Origin of the sequence: Microcoleus sp. POL10_C6 (genome assembly GCF_036701585.1) — a bacterium.
GTDB lineage: Bacteria > Cyanobacteriota > Cyanobacteriia > Cyanobacteriales > Microcoleaceae > Microcoleus.
Genome location: NZ_JAUBRB010000008.1, coordinates 1 through 20,647 on the forward strand (window position 1 = coordinate 1; position 20,647 = coordinate 20,647).

Below are 20,647 nucleotides of genomic sequence, written 5' to 3' on the forward strand. Positions count from 1 at the left end.
TGATTTTAAATCACCCTAACCTTCCTTCAGTCTTGTCTTATGGTACTCTGGCTGCTTAAAAACTGTCCGGAGTATTGTCTTAACAGATATATCTAAATCATGATTGATGGCTGGCTGCATGATTTGCTCCTTAAAATGGGTATTCCGGAAAATACCTAAAACCCTATCAGGGATTGAAACTCGACTGTGCAGCCCTGAGTCGATCGGCAATCCCTCTGCCGGAAAATACCTAAAACCCTATCAGGGATTGAAACGGCACGGCTCCAAGGATTAGAGGGATACGCCTACGGCCGGAAAATAACTAAAACCCTATCAGGGATTGAAACGCTTTTTGCTTAAGTGTTGCGAGGTTGTTGCGATCGGGCCGGAAAATACCTAAAACCCTATCAGGGATTGAAACATGATCAAATTTGGAAACGTCGGATAAGTAATAGCCGGAAAATACCTAAAACCCTATCAGGGATTGAAACTAATTTTTAATGCTTTTGCTACTTTTTTTGGCTTAGGCCGGAAAATACCTAAAACCCTATCAGGGATTGAAACTACTTTGGCTAATCGGTACAAAAAGCTTGCAGACGCGGACGGCCGGAAAATACCTAAAACCCTATCAGGGATTGAAACCCTCACCATTACTACGCTGTAATTGTTTAACATACTGCCGGAAAATACCTAAAACCCTATCAGGGATTGAAACAATGGGGGAGTTTTATTTATTCCACCTGAAAAAGTAAGCCGGAAAATACCTAAAACCCTATCAGGGATTGAAACTACTCAATAACTGTCGAGGGTGCATCGTCGGTAAGCCGGAAAATACCTAAAACCCTATCAGGGATTGAAACATCGACTTATTGAAGAAGAAATTCTCCCTGATGGCGCCGGAAAATACCTAAAACCCTATCAGGGATTGAAACCAACTTTTGAGTAAGCTCCGACAGAAATTCCTACCGCCGGAAAATACCTAAAACCCTATCAGGGATTGAAACGGCAATTATTACCTCTAACAGCGCCAGAGGTTTGGGCCGGAAAATACCTAAAACCCTATCAGGGATTGAAACTTGGAATTCTCCACCCATACCGCTGCGAGGGAAGCCGGAAAATACCTAAAACCCTATCAGGGATTGAAACCACCAATTTCTAGAGTTCGCTGACGCTTGGCATCTAGCCGGAAAATACCTAAAACCCTATCAGGGATTGAAACGCGCATCAATCTTCCGCAATACAACTACGATCGGTGCCGGAAAATACCTAAAACCCTATCAGGGATTGAAACATTTTTTAGACTTGCGATAATCCCAAGGCTTTTCGCGCCGGAAAATACCTAAAACCCTATCAGGGATTGAAACGTAGCAGTGTAAGCTCAAACCGCTTAAAACTTCGGGAGCCGGAAAATACCTAAAACCCTATCAGGGATTGAAACTACCGCTCCATCACGTCTGGCTCGAATTGGGTAAATTCAGCCGGAAAATACCTATTTCCCCATCTAGGGCTTGAAACGCCCAAACTACAAAATTATTGGCTCAAAAATAGACCTCTCCTCTCTCTTTTTATCTCCTCCCATAACCTCAAGCAATCGATCGACTACCCGCCTCCAAGTAAAATTTTCAGCCACAAAAGCCGGGCCCGCAACCCTAGCTTTCGCAGCGATTCCAGGCTGTTCGATCGCCCCTTGCATCAAATCAGTCAAATGTTCCCACTCAGGAGCTAAGATAAATAAGGTTTCCCCGTCACTCGCCACAGCCTTAAATGTACTCTCGATCCGCTGTGCAAAGTTCGATCGCGTAAAATCATCCGTAGGGCCGCCGGCAGTGCAAATAACCGGCAAACCAGAAGCTGCTGCTTCCAACACCGGCAGATTAAAACCTTCTGCCAAATAAGGAGAAACATAAGCATCTGCTGCTTGGTAAAACTCTGCTATTTGAGCAAAAGATAGCTGGCTACCCGTATAAATTAATCTCGGTAAAACCCTCGCTCTTTCGGCATCGTTGAGCGCAACTCGGCACGCTTCAGCAATCTCGTCTCTGGACGGATAAAGCAGTTCTGAACCTTTTAAAACTAATCTCGCATCTGGATATTTGTCAACTACCGCAGCGAAGGCTTTTAATAAAGGGCGAATACCTTTGCGATCCGTTTGCCCTCCAATGTTTAAAAATATAAAATAGTTTGACCAGCCGAAGCTTTCGCGCAGTGATTGACGCCGATCGCCCGCAGCAGGATAATAAATCTGAGGATCGACTCCCAAAGGTACAACGGCAATGCGATCTGCCTCAACTCCGCTGCGAATTAAGCCAGCTTTTGACCAAGCTGAAGGTGTAATAATTTTCGTTTCTGAGTTAACCCCAGTTTCGGCGATCGCCTTAACACCCATCGCCTGTAATACTGTACTGGTAACAATCCCCCATTCTGTCGCTGCAAATACCCAAGTTTGATCGCTGGTGGATGCCGAGAAGTCCCACGGGCAGTACATTCGCAGGGTAACATCCGCTGACTGATTTACCGCAGGGTTCTTAATGCTGCGAAGTAATGTTTCATTTGGGCGATCGAACAAACTAATTTTCGTCTCCCAAGCTGCGTCAATGTAGGGCATATCGCGGTGGAAAAGCTCAATTTGTCCTCGCCGGCGACTCCCTACGGGATAGCTGCGCCGCGCGTGCATTTCCAGCAGTTGAAATTGATTGGCTACGCAATAGGAATGATAAATAAAACGCCAGCCTTCAACAATAATCTGCAATTCAAAACTCTCGCTTTTGGAATTAAAAATTAACCTAATAATCATAAATTGGTAATTAGTAATTAGCCCGCAGAAATTACCAATTACTAATTACCAATTCCTTACTTAATCACTTGCCAATCCATAATCCGCCACTGTCCCTCTTGACGGATCAAGTCGTAGCGCACGCGCAGGTTTTCGTTGCGGGAAGAAACGAGCTGATCGCGATCGAACACTTCGGCTTTTTCCGCGACTTGGGCTTCTACTTGAGCGCGATCGGGATTAGTCGGATTCGTCTTAACGGCATCAACTTGCAGCTTGTGTACATAACGCTGGTGCGCGTTGTTTCGCTGTTGAGCTTCTGCCATCAATTGCCAGCGAGACAAAGCCGGTTCTGTCAGAACTTGCTTTAATTCTTCCACAGCGTGATTGGGGCCCAAAGCCGCTGCTTTCGCCGACAGCCAGCTTTGAACTAAGTCTCTTGCTGCTACCTCAGTCATTGCTCCCGACACTGCGCCTGTGGCGCTCGGCTCTGGCGCCGCGGCCAAGGCAGGGATTTCTACGGGCGGTTCTTCTAGGCGGACAAGGGCTTGCTCTCCTCGGAGGGGGCCCGATAGGGCTTGCATGGCGTTAGCCAACAGACTGAGTATTAACCACAGGAATAACAGGCTCAGGACACCTGCGACTATAAACAAAGCCAGCCTGTTTGGAGGCATGGACTTGACTTGGGTGGTAATTTCTGCTGCCTTGGTGCGCGCCCGATCGACAAAATCGCCCTTTAGCCCATTGCCGCTTGCTCCGCTGCGCCCTGAATGTTGGCGTCTGCGTTGTTTGGAAGTCGAGTCTGCAGGGTGTGGCACGGTAGCTATCGGGAGAGAGACGGGGGCAACAGCGCTCGACGCGGCCACCGTTGCCTGGGATTTCGTTCCCGAAGCTGCGGTGGAAGCCTCGCCCGGTACGGGGGTCAAAGTGACCGTACTGGCTCCCTGCTTGGCTGTGGGTGGCTGTGCAGGTATGGCAGCGGGCGATCGGCCTGCTGTCGGTTGCAGTCGCCCTGGGGGCTTGCCGGAGCGGGGCTGCACGACGACCCATTCGTTGGCGGTTTCTGCGTCCTGTGGCAAAGCTTCTAGGTAAGCTTGTACTTTCGGGTCAGCAAAGTAGTCTTTCAAGGACACTGACTCGTTGGCCAAGTCGCGGAAGTGGGGAAACACTTCTTCTTGTAGCCAATGTTCGGCGTACAAGCACAGTCCGGGCAACAAGTCAGGTGAATCTTGGGAATGTTCGCGAATGAAGGCCAGGGGTTCTTTTTCCGAACTGAGTTCGAGGGCTCTGCTGGCTTCTTCTGTCTGGCCCAGCAGCAGGGAACAAACGGCTTTTTCCAGGTGAACGTCTTGGCGGCGACCGAGCTGCATCAGCATCAGCTTGGCGCGACGGATCATCGATGGCTGTCTGGCCGCAAATCCTTGGGCTAACAGGGTGTAGACCGAGAGGTAAGTGGCGACTGCGGAGGGGCGGCCGGCTTCGGCTTCAAATAGCGCCTGCTGCTCGCTGCTGGTTAGGTGTTTACGCATCTGCTGCACGAACCGGAGGAAGTCTTCTATTCCTAAACCCGATCGATCGTCTCCCGAACCGTCGATACCGCCTCGTTCTTGAAGCATTTCTCGCAGGATTTGCAGTCCCCGGCGACGCTCGGCGACTTTTTCTTCGGGAAGTGATAATAGCTCTAAAATGTTGTACGGACGGAGTTTGTATATGTCGGCTTGCATTTCACCCCTCACGCTTGCAAATAGGCTTTCGCGCAGCAGCAATTCTTGACCTGCTTCTAATGATTTTGCGGCATTTTCGTACTGACCTTGCTGCCACTGTTCGCGGCCGAGTTCTAGACAGGCAAGGCTGACAGTTAAAACTATATCTGGCCTCACGAGCTGCGGGTCGCCGAAACGACCTTCTGCGATCGCGATGCTGCCATTGTTAAGATACGGGCGACCCAGCTTCTGTACGAGTTCGTATTCCCCCAGTTCTTGCAGTATGAGCAGGGCTCCTACGAATTGGTTGTCATCGATTTCAATACTTGGAGTGTGGGGGTCGGGAGCAGCCTCTAAAGCCTTGGACTCTGCCGGAGCGGTTTCTCCTGCGTCTTGCAGGACTGTGGCCGTGCCTGCTGAGGTTTTTGACCTCTGGTGCTTGGCTTCCTGTGCGGCTTCCGACTCTCGATCGTAAGTTTTGGCTAAAAAACTGGCATCGTAAGCTTTGCGCCCCTCTGAGTCTGACAGAACGGCGCAGGCTTCATCGAGCAGTTGTTTGCGGGCGACAATCGCAACTTCGGAATACTCCCGGCGCGGAAGCTGTAAAGTTCGATCGCGGTGAGCCTGCTGCAACTGTTCGGCAGTAGCTTGAATCGGTAGACCCAAAATCCGGTAGTAATCTAGTGGAATTAACATAAGTTAAAGAACTGTCCACTTCCCCAAAGCGCTAGCAACTGAATTAGCCTATCTTAAGTGACATACTCCCGCAAACCAAATCAAAAATTCTGGTGTTGGCTTCCAACCGCCCCATTCACGGTATCTTGGACTTGTCGTAGAGATATTCTGACTTTTTTCCCTCTACAGCGTTTTACAGTGAGGAAAATGCCTTGCCCCACTGCCCGTCAGCTAAAGGAGTGGTTTGACTCTTGAGCATTTTCGGGTTTGAGAGTAATGGAATTATATCATTCGTTTGCATGGGGTTTAGATGGGAGTTGGCTCTCCGAGTCCCCGCAATCCGCCCCGAGGGCCAAACTCATTTTAACAATTCGTGAACTGTTGCACAGAAAACGTTTGATCGTTTTCTGCTGCGGTTGTGTCCCATCTGGGTTTAAATTTAGATGTCTAGGAAGCCGATCGTCGGGTATTAATTATTTATGGTTCAGGAACGGACTTTACCAGTTTTTGACGCGCAAAGCGTAAACATTTCTCGCGATGAGGGCTTAATGCTCTACGAGGATATGGTCTTGGGGCGCTACTTTGAGGACAAGTGTGCTGAGATGTACTACCGGGGCAAAATGTTTGGTTTTGTCCACTTGTACAACGGTCAGGAAGCTGTGTCTACAGGCGTGATTCGATCGATGCGCCGGGATGACACTGATTACGTCAGCAGCACCTACCGCGATCACGTTCACGCTTTGAGCGCGGGCGTGCCGGCGCGGGAGGTAATGGCGGAGTTGTTCGGGAAGGAAACTGGTTGCTCGAAGGGCCGCGGCGGTTCGATGCACATGTTTTCGGCCGAACACCGACTGTTGGGAGGTTATGCTTTTGTGGCTGAGGGGATTCCTGTAGCTACGGGGGCGGCTTTTCAATCGAAGTACCGCCGCGAAGCTTTGGGGGATGAAAGTTCCGATGGCGTGACTGCTTGTTTTTTTGGCGATGGTGCTGCAAATAACGGGCAGTTTTTTGAATGTTTGAATATGGCGGCTTTGTGGAAGTTGCCGATTATTTATGTTGTGGAAAACAACAAATGGGCGATCGGGATGGCCCACGAGCGAGCTACTTCTGATCCGCTGATTTACAAGAAGGCTCATGCTTTTGGCATGGCTGGTTTTGAGGTTGACGGGATGGATGTTTTGGCGGTGCGGGAAGTGGCGAAAGAAGCTGTAGCGCGGGCGCGAGCCGGCGAGGGGCCGACTTTGATTGAGGCTTTGACTTATCGCTTTCGCGGCCATTCTTTGGCCGATCCTGATGAGTTGCGTTCTAAGGAAGAGAAGGAATATTGGTTCCCTCGCGATCCGATTAAGAAGTTGGCTGCTGATTTGATCGATCGAACTTTGGCAACTGCTGAAGAATTGAAAGAGATCGATAATAAAATTCAAGCAGTAATTGATGATGCAGTCGATTTTGCTGAGAAAAGCGCTGAGCCAGATCCTAGCGAATTGTATCGGTTTATCTATGCAGAAGATGAGTAAGCTTTTGTGCATTTAACTTGTATGTTTAGGGCTGCCAGGATGCCCAACCCCTACTCCCCACAAGAGTGATAGATCCCCGTAGGGACAGGGCGAAAGCCTTTGTCCCTACTGCACTTCTTCAACCTGCAATACGCTGTAAGACTTACGTACAAACTCTACTTGTAGGGTGTGCACTGCGAATCTTACTACCATAAATTAGGGCTAGAATCAAAGGTAGACTTTATAGACGAAAAGAGAGGCGATATGATAAATCTCGATCGCGATCTAACTCAATCCAGCAAAAATATGGGTGCAGTTCGAGTCAAAGTCAAGCTAACGAATGCCATTGATGAAGAGTTAGTCAAGAGAGGATTGCTCAATCCAAATCTGTTGCGTGTGTACGAAGCTGAAGCACTCATAGATACTGGCGCAGTACGCACAGCTATTCCTGTAGAAGTCTGCGAACACCTGGGTTTAAGAATTAGGAGTCAGGAAATAGCAAAATATGCTGATGGCAGACAAGAAACAGTAGGATTGACTGGGCCTATTATCATTGAAATAGAAGGGCGCGAGACAATTGAGGCGGCAATGGTTTTAGGCGATATGGTGCTAATCGGCCAAACTGTGTTAGAAACTTTAGATTTGCTGGTAGATTGCAAAAATCAGCGTCTAGTTCCCAATCCCGAAAATCCCGAAAGGCCTGTATTGAGAGTTTAATACTAAATTCAGTTTAAATATTTCCTTTATTTGTAAGGTTCGAGTGCTAATATCGGCATGATTCCAGCATTTTTAATTTGCACAAATTTAAGGGTTTACAAACGCTTTTAGTCGTAGAGCCATTCTTCAAACTCATCTCGATCCATAAACTTATGGTTTAATTATTGCGAAATAAATCGACCGAAAAAGGTAAGGCTCGGCTCGCTGGAACCTGTGAAATTAATTTTTTTTGAGATTGAATTTCATGAACGCTTAATGATACCGCAAGTGCGGTATAACATTCTATACTAAGTGTTGACTGCCGGAAACAACCACAAGATTAGCCGATCGCCCATCCTGTATATTGCCCCAAATACAGCGCCGCCCCCAACCCGCAAATCTCCCTTGCAGAAAGTACCACAAATGTGATACGGTTGAAGCTTGTGTCCAAATAACACCAGTCCATGCCAAAACTCAAAACTCGCAAAGCAGCCGCAAAGCGCTTTAGAGCGACCGGCAGCGGTAAGATCGTGCGCCGCAAAGCTTACAAAAGCCACTTGCTACAGCACAAAAGTTCAGCTCGCAAAAGCCGTCTCTCTAAGCTGGTCGTCATCGACGAGACCAACGATGCTAACGTGCGGTTAATGCTTCCATACTTGTAAAGTTTAACGGAAATTAAAGATGACACGGGTAAAACGCGGTAATGTCGCCAGAGCGCGCCGCAAAAAAATTCTCAAATTAGCCAAGGGTTTCCGAGGCGCACAGTCGAAACAGTTCCGCACAGCTAACCAACGGGTGATGCAGGCCCTGCGTAACGGTTATCGCGATCGCAAAAAACGCAAACGCGATTTCCGCCGCCTGTGGATTGCTCGGATCAATGCTGCATCGCGCCAGCACGGCACGAGCTACAGCAGACTGATCGGCAACATGAAAAAAGCCAACATCGAAATTAACCGCAAAATGCTGGCACAAATGGCGATCATTGACCCCGCAACATTCGGTAAAGTCGTGGAAATGGCTAATCGAGCCGGAGCCTGAAAGTTAGGTTGATTTTCAGAATGCACAAAGCAGAAGTAAGAAAGATTTAACTGTCTGCCAGAGAAGGAAAACTCCTGATGAATTTAGGAGGTTGAGACAAACTTTCCTTCTTTGTTCTTACTTCTGGGCTGTTGCTTTTTCAGAAATCGCGATCGGGCCGGTCGATCGCTATTTCCTTGTTTTTTATACAGTTGCAGAGGCAGATATCAGAGATTTCTACCGCCTTAAAATAAATAAAACCTTCCGCAGACCTACCTAAATTTAAGAAAAACATGGATAGTAATTTGCTCATTATTTACTTGTCAGTCCTGCTCGCTATACTCGGCAGCACTTCCTGGTTTGTGGTGCGCCAGATTCTCAAAACTCGGAAGCTGGAAATGTCTCTGGAACGCTTAGAAAATAAGCTGACAGTAGAAAAAGGAACAGCACAGGAATACTACGAATTAGGAAGTATCTATCTAGATAAAAAGCTTTACTCCCAGGCGATCGTACTGTTTCAAAAAGCCCTGAAAGCCAAAGACTTAGAAGGCGAAGAAAATCAAGCTGTTATTTACAACGCCCTCGGTTTTGCACACTTCGGCCAAGAACAGTACGACATCGCCATCCGCCACTACAAAGAAGCCCTGAAGTTGCAGCCAGAATACGTTACATCTCTCAATAATCTGGGTCACGCCTACGAGCGCAAGAAATTAACAGCCCAAGCCTTGGAAATCTATGAACAAGCTCTCGCCTGCGAGCCAGACAATACCACGGCCAAACAGCGAGTAGAGTCCCTTCGGAAGCGTTTGGTAATCTATAATTGAGCGCCCATGTTAGGAGCAATAGAGATCCCGCAAACCTGGTTTCATTCAGAAACCGGGTTTTTTCTTCACATAGTCCAAGATACTAAACTATCCAATACATTAATGCGTTAGTTTTTAAGAACAGGAATTCCAAGTGAAGCTCGATCACACACCGTCCCAGCACTTTAAATTAATGTCAAGATAAAAGCAGTACCTGCAATACCGGTCAGTCCTAACAATAGAAGGAGGAGAACGTAGTGACATCAATTCTCGTTGTCGAAGATTCGTGGTTGACTCGCAGGGTAATCTGCAAAATTCTCCGAGCAGAGGGATACGAGACTTGGGAAGCATCCAGCGGCCCAGAAGCTCTAGAACAGCTCGGCACTAAAACTCCAAACTGTATGCTCTTAGATCTGCTGATGCCAGAAATGGAAGGTCGGGAAGTCCTGCAAGCTATGCGCGATCGAGGATATAAAATTCCAGTGATCGTAATTACCGCAGACATTCAAGCCAGCACCCGCTCCGAGTGCATGGATCTCGGAGCCCTGGCAGTCATTCACAAAATGCCCAACTCAGACGAACTAATCGGGTGGATCAAAAAAGCTCTCAGTGTCAGCGAGGAGAGCGCCCAATGAAATTAAGCACTCGACAGCTCGATGCTTTGCAGGAACTCGTCAACATCGGGATCGGTCAAGCCGCAGGGGTTTTGAATGACATGATCGACTCCCCGATTCGCTTGCAAATCCCGTACCTTCAAATTCTGACTCCCACCGACGTGGAAGAAGAGTTAGAGCAGCACCTCAACGGCGAGCAAATCGCCGCCGTCCAGCTCAAATTCACAGGCTCCTTTGGAGGCATTGCCCAGCTAGTCTTTCCCACCAACAGCGCTGCTTTGCTGGTGACGATGCTCACAGGCGAAGAAGGAACTCACGATCTCGATTCAGTCAAAATTGGTACGCTGAGTGAAGTGGGAAATATTGTAATTAATGGGGTTATGGGTGCAATCAGCAACGTGCTTCAGCAGCGCCTGAACTACTCAATTCCCACTTATAGTGAAGGGACGATTGCTAGTTTGCTGATCTCTGGCGGTTTAGCTACTGATACAGTTGTTTTATTAGCCCAGACCAGTTTCATGATTGAAAGGCTTCACATTGAAGGAGATATTATTCTTATTTTCAATGTTAATTCCTTTGACACCTTGTTGACTGCTATCAATCAACTTGCCGGGGGTCTATGATTGAGGAGAGCAAAAGTATTAAGGAAAAGTTTGGGGTTCTCGACAGCGTACCAGTCGGCGCCTGCTTGCTGCAAGATGATTTTGTGGTGCTGTTTTGGAACACTTGTCTGGAAGAGTGGACTAAAATTCCCCGCAGCCAAATATTGGGAACAAAGATCACAACCCATTTTCCTCACCTGAGTCAGTTAAAGTACGCCACTCGCTTCAAGCAAATCTTTGCAGGAGGCCCGCCAACAATTTTTTCTTCTCAAATTCACAAACACCTGATTCCGGCAACTTGGCAAGACGGCCAGCAGCGAATTCAGCAAACTACTGTGACTGCTGTGCCGGCACTGGAGGCTGGCATTGAAGAACAGGAGATTAGAGACTGGATTCTCCATACTCTTGAGCTGGAATCAGACGGTAATGTCGGCTCCCGATCATCAAGAAGTGCTTTTGTGTCTAGGGAATCTCCACCATCAGCTTCGTCATCAATATGGCCGGGGGTCAATGCCCCATCGTTCTACGCGCTGTTGGTGATTCAAGACGTGACCGACCTCACCCACCGCATCCAAGCTTACCGCACAATGCGGGATCAAGCTTTGGAAGAAGTGCAAGTGCGTCAGCGGGTGGAGGAAGAATTGCGATCGAGCCAGCATTTCATCCAGCAGATTGCTGACGCGGCGCCTTATTTGCTCTACATCTACGATTTGACTCAACAGCGCAATGTCTACGTCAACGGTCAAGCTTCTAAATTGCTGGGCTACACTCCCAAAGAAATTTTACAGATGCAAACTGCTTTGTACTCGAGTTTGGTGTACCCAGAAGATTTGCCGAGGCTCAAGGCCCACCAGCAAAAATTTCCCTCGACCCAAGACGGGCATATTTTAGAGTTGGAATATCGCCTCAAACATCGATCGGGCGAATGGCGCTGGTTTCGCTGTCGCGACCAAGTGTTCGCCCGCACAGCCGACGGCTGCCCCAAACAAATTTTCGGCACTGCTCAAGATATCACCGAGTACAAGCGGGCAGAAGAGGCGCTGCGGCAGCAGAACGAACGAGAACTGCTGATGGCGACGATTACTCAGCACATCCGCCAGTCTCTGGATTTGGGGGAAGTGCTCAGCACGACAGTTACAGAAGTGCGTCAGTTCCTTCAGGCAGATCGAGTGATGATCGTCCGCTTCAACCCCTGTACCGGCAGTCTGTGCGCGGGCCCGGCGACGGGGGCGGTGACAGTGGAATCTGTAGCTCCCAACTGCCAGCCCATGTTGGGGGAAACCCTGGAAAATTTCTGTTTTGACCAGTTCTATCTCGAAGCATACCAACATCGAGCGATCCGACCGATCGCCGATATCTTGGCCGCGGATTTGCCGCAATATCAAATTGACTTGCTCGCACAATTTGCGGTGAGAGCTTATTTGGTTGTGCCTTTAGTGCAAGGAGACGAGTTGTGGGGGCTGCTGATGGCCCACCAGTGCAGTCCCCGGCAGTGGATGCAGTTGGAAGTAGAGTTGCTGTCTTCTCTAGCCACCCAGTTGGCGATCGCGATCAAGCAAGCAGAACTATACCAGCAGTTGCAAGCGGCCAACCTCAAGTTAGAGCGCTTGGCAACTTTAGACGAACTCACACAACTAGCAAACCGCCGCCGTTTCGATCAGTATTTAGAAATGGAGTGGCGCAGACAAGCCAGGGAACAAACGCCTCTGTCCCTGATTCTCTGCGATATTGATTCTTTTAAAAGCTACAACGATACCTACGGGCACCCAGGGGGAGACGAATGTTTGCGACAAGTCGCCGCGGCGATCGGCAATGCAGTCAATCGCCCCGCCGATTTAGTAGCTCGCTACGGAGGCGAAGAATTTGCCGTTATTTTGCCCAATACCGCGATTCAAGGCGCGGTGCTGGTAGCCGAACACATAGAGCTCAAAATCGCAGCTTTACAGCTTCCTCACGCTGGTTCTCAGGTGAGCTCGTACGTCACTCTCAGCCTGGGCGTCGCGAGTATTGTCCCTGCATCTGAATCGGGAGCCGAAATTCTGGTTGCTGCAGCCGACCAAGCGCTTTATCAAGCTAAACGACTTGGGCGCGCTCGTATCCAACTTTACCAGCCTGAGCCTGCTGCCAAGGCGAATGGGACAGGCACTTCGATACTTCCTGTAGATTTTTCCCTACCCAATACTAATTTACCCTCTCCCACTAGCGCTTGACGAATTGCCATATTTGTGGGTTCCGAGTAGTTATACCACTACGTAAAAAATGCCCCTGTCAGCGCGTGATCCAAACCCTGATATCCCTCTTCTGTCACTCTGCGAATTAAAGAAGTAAGAAATAAGCTAGCTCAAACATAAAAATAAAAGGGTTGGAATTGATTTATTCTATCAATTAAATCCTTGAACCCAAGTAATAAATTAAGATTACCGAATATTAGACCTCTTGCAAAATAATTTTCTGATATAATCAGAATTTTGGCTTAAGTAGGGCTTGCTGAATAATTGATCGCACGTTACGTGGCGAAAGGTTAAGAGAGCGTGCGATCGAGAGTAAAGTGCAAGATTGACTGGTAAAATAGGTCAAAACCCGTGCATCACCATCTACGAACGTGTACCGAAAAGTTGAGCTTGCTCTTAGTCCCCCATCCGAGTTTGAACTGCCCTTCGGGGGAAAGTTGTCAGCAGACAACCGTTGGGTAAAAATGGCATCACTCATCCCTTGGAATGAATTTGAAGCAGAATATGCTAAAAATTTCCCTACAGAAAAGGGCGCGCCAGCCAAATCTTTTCGGATGGCTTTGGGGGCATTAATCATCAAAGAAAAACTGGGCATCAGCGATCGGGAAACCGTAGAACAAATCCGCGAAAACCCATACCTACAATACTTTATCGGTCAATTAACATACAGTAATGAACTGCCATTTGACCCATCACTATTAGTTCACTTCCGCCAACGTATCGGTGCGGACCTAATCAATAAAGTGAACGAACGCACAATAGAAAAACTTCTAGAAACCACCCCAAGCCCACCCGAAAAAAAAAAGGATTCGGACGAAAAAAATGAGTCATCAAATCGAGGAAAACTGATTGTAGATGCCACCTGCGCCCCCGCCGACATCAGCTATCCGACCGACATAGGACTATTAAATCAAGCCCGAGTTCATACCGAAAAAATCATAGACATCCTCTATAAATTCCTCAAAAATCAAATTTCCAAAAAACCCAGAACCTACCGCAAAAAAGCCAGAAAAGATTACTTATTCATAGCCAAACAAAAACGACCTTCTCGCAACAAAAGAAGACAGGCAATTAAAAAACAATTGCAATATATCAAAAGAAATTTAGGTCATATTGAACAGCTAATCGATTTAGGTGCGAGCCTAGAAGGTCTGAATAAAAAGCAATATAAAACCTTGCTAGTCCTCACAGAAGTCGCTCGCCAACAGCAATGGTTATTTGACAATAATAAACAGAGCATATCGGACAGAATAGTAAGCTTAAGCCAACCTTACATCCGTCCTATAGTCAGAGGAAAAGCCGGAAAAAATGTAGAATTTGGAGCCAAACTGTCAGCCAGTTGCTTTGAGGGGTATATATTTTTAGACCGAATAAGCTGGGATAACTTTAATGAATCAGGGGACTTAAAAGCACAAGTAGAAGCCTATTATAGATTCACAGGATACTATCCTGCATCAGTTCACGCAGATCGCATTTATCGTACAAGAGAAAACCGAGCATGGTGCAAAGAAAGAGGAATTAGGCTGAGTGGACCTCCCCTAGGAAGACCTCCAGCAAATGTGAGTAAAGAAAAAAAGAAGCAAGCCGCAGAAGACGAAAAAATTCGTCAGGCAATTGAAGGAAAATTTGGACAGGGTAAACGAAGATTTAGCTTGAACCGAGTGATGGCAAAACTTAGTAATACTTCCTCTACAGCCATTGCAATTACTTTTTTAGTAATTAACCTTTCTACCTGGTTGCACCGGGTTTTTTTGTGTGTTTTTATGCCGAGCAGACCAAACAACACCTGTTTTGAGATTGAGAATAAAGTTCAATTATATCTGAAGCAAATTAACACAGAAAAACTTATATTAAATCGAGCTACAGGATATCCATCGCTCCTGCTCTTGGTTGGCGATCGATTATTCAGCAAACCCTAAGTAGAGCAGATTGCAGGTTATATCAGCACTTGACAATTATGAGTTGGCTCTCAGGTCTAAAACTCAAAACCTTTAATTCTAACATAGATTTTTTTTGCAAGAGGTCTATTTATAACCAAGGATAAACCAACCAAAATATAAGGATAGTTTAGATAAGCTGTTGTGCATTTAAACTGTGATACAAAATTACCATGATTTGTGTTTTTTAGTCCCATTGAATAATCAACTCTCCGTAAGGATTCAGGTATCTGAAACGTAGCCACAGAAAGACTTATAGAATTCAAGTATTCGCTAAATCAACAGCTTAATTTTCAATAGGTACGAAAATAAAAATTTTCAGGATTTCTTAATAAGAATGGATATTTGATGATTATTCCACCAAATGTTTACAGCGTATAGGTTTTACTGCTTTTCGCATGACCTGAATCCTTACAACTCTCCTTCCTTTAAGACGGGATATAAGAGATCTCTTGCAAAATATTTTTGTGCCATTATGGAAATTTTAGCCATTTTTATAATCTAGCAGGCTAGGCAAGTTTAAGCAGATGCCAATCTACCCAATAACTCAAACTTTGACCTAAAGTTGAGCAAAGTTTTAAGGCTCACACATATTTTTTTGCCACAGGCTTATTGCCAGAAGTTAGGTCCAGTAGTAGCCTGCCATCCAGTGATTTTAGAGCAGTTTCTCAAAGATTTTTGGGATTATTACCGGGAATTATTAGCTTACAAAGATTGCCCGAGTGCAGAAGCTGCACGGGAATTAAAGTCTAAATTTTGGCAACTTTTTGACACTTTAAGCGGTTATGAGTTATTGTATCAACGAAAACAATTAACTGCTGCCAAAGCATTTCTTGTTGCGAGCGGGTTTTAGAGCATCCTGAATTACCTTTGCATAATAATCCGGCGGAGTTAGCTGCCCGGACTATGGTGCAGCACCGTAATATTAGCTATGGGAATCAGACTATTGAGGGGACTAAGGCTTGGGATACTTTTATGTCTATTGTTGCTATTACTTGTCAGTTGGCAATCAGTTTTTTGAGTATGTGCGTGACCGCATTTCTCAACTGGGAAATATTCCATCTTTGGGGACTATTATTCTAGAAAAATCTTCTCTTCTTCCCTTGGGCTTATCCTGGTAGCTAGAATAACTGCTCCCCCTACTTATTGAGCAGATAACCTCACAAGCTTGATTTGGCACAACCGCTAGCCTTCACCCCAAGCTGACAAGAAGCCCATTATTCTCAAACGCAACATTTGTTCAAGAACACCTGGGTTTTAGCACCTGCTTGTACGTCCGGTGAGGCTTGCCACCACCGCCACTAACTCGGCAGCATCTACGGGTTTTGTCAAGTGCATCTGAAAACCTGCTAATAGTGCCTGCTGACGATCGTCATTCCGGGCATAAGCCGTCAGCGCGATCGCGGGTAGCCTACCGCCCCGCTGCACTTCAAATTGACGCAACTTGCGGATCAGGGAGTAGCCATCCTCATCCGGCATCCCAATATCGCTCACTAAAACATCGGGGCTGCGATCAGTTGCGGTTTCGATAATGGTCAAGGCCTCCTTGACCGAAGCCACAGCCATGACATCAGCACCATACTTTTCGAGAATTGTGCTCAGCAACTCTAGCGCGTCAGCCTCGTCCTCTACAACTAAGATTTGTAAGCCTTCAAGGGTCGGCGAGGCCTGAAACCTCCCATGCGCCTCGACGATCGAGTTTAATGGCTCTGGATCGCTCGGTGGTAGATGGATAATCATCACGGGCAGTTTGACTGTAAAGGTCGTCCCCTGTCCTATCCCTGGACTCACTACTGTTACAGTCCCGCCATGTAATTCAACTAATTGACGCACAATGGCTAACCCTAAACCCAACCCCCCATAACTGCGAGTGGTCGTGCTGTCGTGCTGGCTGAAGCGATCGAAGACAAACGGTAGAAAGTCCGAGCTGATGCCTGCCCCAGTATCGCTGACAGTAATTTCAACATGGGAATTAACCCGCTGCAAACGAATCTGGACTCGCCCGTCTTTAGGCGTAAATTTGAGGGCATTAGAAAGTAGATTCCATACAACTTGCTGCAACCTATCGGCATCACCCAAGAGCGGGCCAGCTTCTGAATCGAGCACGCTTTGCAGGCGAATAGACTTTGCCTCAGCCGCCAACTGTACAGACTCAATCGCCGATTCAATCACCGGCACGAGGTTGACAGGACGGACTCGGAGGCGCAGTTTACCTGTGATAATGCGAGAAACATCGAGGATGTCTTCGATGAGCTGGGCTTGAGACTTCGCGTTTCGCTCGATCGTCTCCAAAGCCCGCGCCACCTTATCCTCACTCAGGTTTTTCTGCCTTAACATCGTTGACCACCCTAAGATCGCATTGAGAGGAGTTCTGAGTTCATGAGAAAGAATCGAGAGAAACTCATCCTTGGCACGGTTGGCTGCCTCTGCGTCTGCCCGAATTATTTGTTCACGCATCAATAATTCGTCTTTGGTGCGATTAGAAGCTTCCAGTTGGGCAGTGCGTTCCTGCACCCGTTGCTCTAGCTCCACATTAATCGCCTGGATACGGCGGCGACTCTCTTCTAGTTCCTGGTTTGTAAAGGCAAGTTGAGCTGGACTGGGCGTATCGAGTGCCACTGGAATTAAGGGAATCAGTAAAAAGGTGAACGTATAGAAAGACCAAACACCAGTGACAGCTTTGATCAGTCCTGAAACCCAATAAATGGGGTGCCAAAGTGTCACTATTCCCATCAGGTGCGTCGTGCCACATAATGCAAAGATAAAAAAGAAACCCACCAGCAGCATCACGGTGTGAGCAGGCAGATCCTTACGCTCATTCGTAAAGTAAACAATGGCAAACGCCACCGAGTAATAAGCGAGGGTAGTCAAGGCATCGGACGTTAAGTGCAGCCAGACTAACCCCGGTTTCCAGAGGTAACAATGCCCGTGAGGAATGAAATTATTAGAAAAGAAGGTGCTCAAGAGGTCAGGCATATTAGTTTACGGCACTGTCAAGTTAATTTAGGGGGTGTCATCAATTCAACCAGATGACCGCAGCAGCCAGAAGAATCGCACGCCGGAAAGTTCACCGCCCTAGGGTGATAGCGCGTCGCGATTGCCTGATACTGCTTGAGCTTGGGGAAAAAGTTCTCAATCAAATGACGGGCTTTGTACAATTGAGCATCGTAAGTTTCCAGGGTCTTGCAATTGCGGCGAGGTGAAATGACGGTGATCTTCCCCTCGGCATTGAGGCGGTCAATCACACGCTGATCTGGATCATAGCCCTTGTTAGCCAGCAGTGTATCCGCCACCAGTAATGGCTGCAGTTGGTCGCCTCCTACTCGCGTCACCAGTTTGTCGGGGGTGAGGTGAAACCCCAACGGATTGCTCAACGCATCCACGCGATCGCATGAATCTTGTTACTCAATGGCCCTTTGCTGCCTCCAATTGCTTCATTCCTACGCTCCTCAAAAAGCTCAGCAGGAAGATGTTTCTTTCAAGTGGGAAAATGCCTGAATTGAAACTAAGTGTACCGCCGGGAAATAGTGGGTAAATGTGATTTAATATATGTCGTCAAAATTCGCTCCTAAAAACTAAAATAAAAAATGTTAGAGTTCGATCGCCTGTTCCAAACAATCGAAGAATTAGTAATGCTGCACTCACCCAGCGGTGCGGAGTCGGAAATTAACCAGCGGTTGATGGAAAAATTCGCCGCCCTAGGAGTGAATGCTTGGCTCGATCGCGCGGATAATGCAATCGCCCTAATTAAGGGCCGCAATCCCGAAAAGTCGATCGCCATTACCGCCCACAAAGACGAAATTGGCGCCCTAGTTAAAACAATAGGCGAGAGTGGCCGCGTGGAAGTCCGCAGATTGGGCGGCGCATTTCCTTGGGTTTACGGCGAAGGCGTGGTGGATTTGCTCGGAGACAAGCAAACAATTAGCGGGATTCTCAGCTTCGGTTCCCGCCATGTTTCTCACGAATCTCCTCAGAAAGCTCAGCAGGAAGATGTTTCTTTAAAGTGGGAAAATGCCTGGATCGAAACTAAGTGTACCGCCGAGGAATTAGCCGAGGCCGGAATTCGACCGGGCACGCGGATGGTGGTGGGAAAGCACCGCAAGCGCCCGCTGCGGTTGAAGGATTGGATCGCCAGCTACACTCTGGACAACAAGGCTTCAGTGGCGATTTTGCTGGCTCTGGCGGAATGTTTGAAAGAGCCTGCGGTGAATGTTTACTTGGTAGCGTCAGCGAAGGAGGAGGTTGGGGCGATCGGAGCTTTGTATTTCACCCAGCGCCAGCCGTTGGACGCGCTGATCGCTTTGGAAATTTGCCCTCTGGCGCCGGAATACCCGATTCGTGACAGCGAAAACCCGGTCTTGCTGGTTCAGGACGGCTACGGAGTCTACGATGAAGGATTGAACGCCCAATTGCGCGCAGCAGCCACAGCAGCCGATGTAGAGGTGCAGTTGGCGGTAATTAGCGGTTTTGGGAGCGATGCTTCGATCGCCATGAAGTTCGGTCACGTAGCCCGCGCCGCTTGTTTGGCTTTCCCCACCCAGAACACCCACGGGTTTGAAATTGCTCATCTCGGGGCGATCGGCAATTGCGCCGCCATCCTCAAAGCCTACTGTGACGAGCTTTCGGACGACTAGAAAAAAAAGTTTCGCAAAGTAGTTGACAGATTGGGAAAGATTAGTTAAGGTAATAAAGGTGCGGAACACAAGCAAACGCAACGACGCGCCCCCATCGTCTAGAGGCCTAGGACACATCCCTTTCACGGATGCGACGGGGATTCGAATTCCCCTGGGGGTATTGAAAATTTAAGTCTGATATCAAAGTGATATCTAGTATGTGGGGTGGGCATTTTGCCCGCCCTTATTGCTATTAGGACTTACGCACGGATAGCCAGAAACCGGGTTTTTGCTGAGAAGACACGTGAGATCCCGCAGCAACGGCAAAAATCGGCTTGATTTAGTTTGGTTCCTGCTGCAGCGTTGAGCGATTTACCCCGGATTATTGAGCCGATACATAGGCTCAATATAGTTGAACACTTAGACAGCTAATAGCAGCAAAGGGAGTGCGATGTACATACCTGTTACTTTCGACCACAGCGGCATCCAAAGGAACGAAGCAATAGAAATAAAAGTCAGAAACTTTAAAGACTTAAACTTACAGGAAAGACATATTGAAGAGTTCTTACGCAAAAACATTAATTTGCTCTTTGGGGATGACCAAACTCTTCTAGTTGTAGGTCAACAAGTTCGTAATGCGAGTAACGGGATTAGCGACCTGACTGCCATTGATGCAGATGGCAATATTGTTCTAATCGAAATTAAACGCGACGTACAAGACATCAAAGCCAGAAAAGAACCTTTTGAATTTCAAGCTATCAGGTATGCCGCGAGTTATGCCAAAATTTCGACACCTGAATCCCTTGTAGAGTTGGTCTATAGTTCGTATATAGAGATCCACAAAGATGAGTATGAATTAGGTGATTTGACTCCTAGTGAAAAAGCGAGACGAGAGTTGAATAAATTCTTGTCAAGCAATGACGCACTCAAAACCTTTAACAAAAAACAACGAATAATACTTATAGCCTCATCCTTTGATGAGCAAACCCTTTCTGCTGTTGCTTGGTTGATTGCAAATGGGGTAGACGCCATCTGTCTTAATATCACTCCTGTTTTTATAGGAGAGCAAGGTTTTTTGAGTATTGATAAAATTTTGCCTCCGGCACAACTGGATGATTTTTACGTGGGTTTAGCCGGAGAATCTTCTACAATCAAGGAAGAAATTATATCCACTGCTTCTGCCTTTAATAGAACTTGGCTACCTCGAATGGACCAGTTGTTTGAGTGGGAATTAATCAAAGCTGGGGATAGCATTGAAATTAAAAATTTTGAAAGCTCTGAATCTATAATAATTGATGATACATTTGTCAGATTTAATGGGGAAGAAATCTCCTATAATAATTGGGGAAAGAAAGTTACTGGTTGGTCTTCTATAAATATTTATGAATGGGCAATGCTTAGTTCTATTAAGAAGACATTACATGAACTAAGGATGGAAAAAATGGCAGAGTTGGAAGCAAAAGCCAGGCAAAGTGAAAAAGTTTAAAACGAAGATGTGGGATAGATTACAA

The 20,647-nt window shown here is 47.1% G+C and carries 16 protein-coding genes, 1 tRNA gene and 1 CRISPR repeat array; of the genes, 13 read left to right on the plus strand and 4 right to left on the minus strand.

Features of this window, described 5'->3' with window-relative positions:
- The first annotated feature begins 143 nt into the window (after positions 1-143).
- A CRISPR array of direct repeats spans positions 144-1,417; the repeat unit is 37 nt; unit sequence GCCGGAAAATACCTAAAACCCTATCAGGGATTGAAAC.
- Positions 1,418-1,501: 84 nt separating this feature from the next.
- Together QUA34_RS06445 and QUA34_RS06450 are read right to left on the minus strand one after the other, a co-directional pair.
- Complete coding sequence (locus QUA34_RS06445; protein WP_333384999.1) at positions 1,502-2,773, minus strand: glycosyltransferase family 4 protein; 1,272 nt, start codon at positions 2,771-2,773, stop codon at positions 1,502-1,504.
- A 56-nt stretch (positions 2,774-2,829) separates the two neighbouring features.
- A complete protein-coding gene (locus tag QUA34_RS06450) occupies positions 2,830-5,148 on the minus strand; it encodes an IMS domain-containing protein (protein ID WP_333385002.1) in 2,319 nt (772 codons plus the stop codon).
- 458 nt (positions 5,149-5,606) lie between these two features.
- Between QUA34_RS06450 and pdhA the strand changes: the two genes are divergently transcribed.
- The 10 genes from pdhA (at position 5,607) to QUA34_RS06500 (ending at position 15,376) form a co-directional block, all read left to right on the plus strand.
- Entirely contained in the window at positions 5,607-6,644 is a 1,038-nt protein-coding gene (gene pdhA, locus QUA34_RS06455; protein ID WP_006634162.1) for a pyruvate dehydrogenase (acetyl-transferring) E1 component subunit alpha, read from the plus strand.
- Positions 6,645-6,887: 243 nt separating this feature from the next.
- Positions 6,888-7,340, plus strand: a complete 453-nt coding sequence (locus QUA34_RS06460) for a clan AA aspartic protease (protein WP_333322983.1) — start codon at positions 6,888-6,890, stop codon at positions 7,338-7,340.
- A gap of 443 nt (positions 7,341-7,783) precedes the next feature.
- On the plus strand, positions 7,784-7,981 hold the full coding sequence (gene rpmI / locus QUA34_RS06465; RefSeq protein ID WP_006634164.1) for a 50S ribosomal protein L35: 198 nt from the start codon (positions 7,784-7,786) through the stop codon (positions 7,979-7,981).
- 19 nt (positions 7,982-8,000) lie between these two features.
- On the plus strand, positions 8,001-8,357 hold the full coding sequence (gene rplT / locus QUA34_RS06470; protein WP_006634165.1) for a 50S ribosomal protein L20: 357 nt from the start codon (positions 8,001-8,003) through the stop codon (positions 8,355-8,357).
- Between the two features lie 272 nt (positions 8,358-8,629).
- A complete protein-coding gene (locus tag QUA34_RS06475) occupies positions 8,630-9,160 on the plus strand; it encodes a tetratricopeptide repeat protein (RefSeq protein ID WP_333053714.1) in 531 nt (176 codons plus the stop codon).
- Between the two features lie 236 nt (positions 9,161-9,396).
- A complete protein-coding gene (locus QUA34_RS06480) occupies positions 9,397-9,774 on the plus strand; it encodes a response regulator (RefSeq protein ID WP_333213290.1) in 378 nt (125 codons plus the stop codon).
- Entirely contained in the window at positions 9,771-10,376 is a 606-nt protein-coding gene (locus QUA34_RS06485) for a chemotaxis protein CheC (RefSeq protein ID WP_333067864.1), read from the plus strand. The genes QUA34_RS06480 and QUA34_RS06485 overlap by 4 nt, the downstream gene beginning before the upstream one ends.
- The gene (locus tag QUA34_RS06490) at positions 10,373-12,565 is read left to right on the plus strand and encodes a diguanylate cyclase domain-containing protein (protein WP_333385008.1); all 2,193 of its coding nucleotides are present in this window, start codon (positions 10,373-10,375) and stop codon (positions 12,563-12,565) included. The genes QUA34_RS06485 and QUA34_RS06490 overlap by 4 nt, the downstream gene beginning before the upstream one ends.
- Before the next feature lie 392 nt (positions 12,566-12,957).
- Positions 12,958-14,505 (plus strand): IS5 family transposase, encoded by a 1,548-nt coding sequence (locus QUA34_RS06495; protein WP_445242805.1) that lies wholly within the window; start codon positions 12,958-12,960, stop codon positions 14,503-14,505.
- 583 nt (positions 14,506-15,088) lie between these two features.
- The gene (locus tag QUA34_RS06500; RefSeq protein ID WP_333385010.1) at positions 15,089-15,376 is read left to right on the plus strand and encodes a hypothetical protein; all 288 of its coding nucleotides are present in this window, start codon (positions 15,089-15,091) and stop codon (positions 15,374-15,376) included.
- A 404-nt stretch (positions 15,377-15,780) separates the two neighbouring features.
- On the opposite strand, the gene QUA34_RS06505 is transcribed toward QUA34_RS06500, so the two are convergent.
- Together QUA34_RS06505 and QUA34_RS06510 are read right to left on the minus strand one after the other, a co-directional pair.
- Positions 15,781-17,499, minus strand: a complete 1,719-nt coding sequence (locus tag QUA34_RS06505; protein WP_333385013.1) for an ATP-binding protein — start codon at positions 17,497-17,499, stop codon at positions 15,781-15,783.
- A gap of 17 nt (positions 17,500-17,516) precedes the next feature.
- Positions 17,517-17,906: a hypothetical protein gene (locus QUA34_RS06510; RefSeq protein ID WP_333385016.1), complete on the minus strand. Its 390-nt coding sequence runs from the start codon at positions 17,904-17,906 to the stop codon at positions 17,517-17,519.
- A gap of 204 nt (positions 17,907-18,110) precedes the next feature.
- Between QUA34_RS06510 and QUA34_RS06515 the strand changes: the two genes are divergently transcribed.
- The 3 genes from QUA34_RS06515 (at position 18,111) to QUA34_RS06525 (ending at position 20,622) form a co-directional block, all read left to right on the plus strand.
- Positions 18,111-19,157 carry a M42 family peptidase gene (locus QUA34_RS06515; RefSeq protein ID WP_333385019.1) on the plus strand — a complete coding sequence of 349 codons (1,047 nt, stop codon included), beginning with the start codon at positions 18,111-18,113 and terminating at the stop codon, positions 19,155-19,157.
- A gap of 87 nt (positions 19,158-19,244) precedes the next feature.
- A tRNA-Glu gene (locus QUA34_RS06520) sits at positions 19,245-19,317 on the plus strand.
- A 270-nt stretch (positions 19,318-19,587) separates the two neighbouring features.
- On the plus strand, positions 19,588-20,622 hold the full coding sequence (locus QUA34_RS06525; RefSeq protein ID WP_333385022.1) for a hypothetical protein: 1,035 nt from the start codon (positions 19,588-19,590) through the stop codon (positions 20,620-20,622).
- The last annotated feature ends 25 nt before the right edge of the window (positions 20,623-20,647 follow it).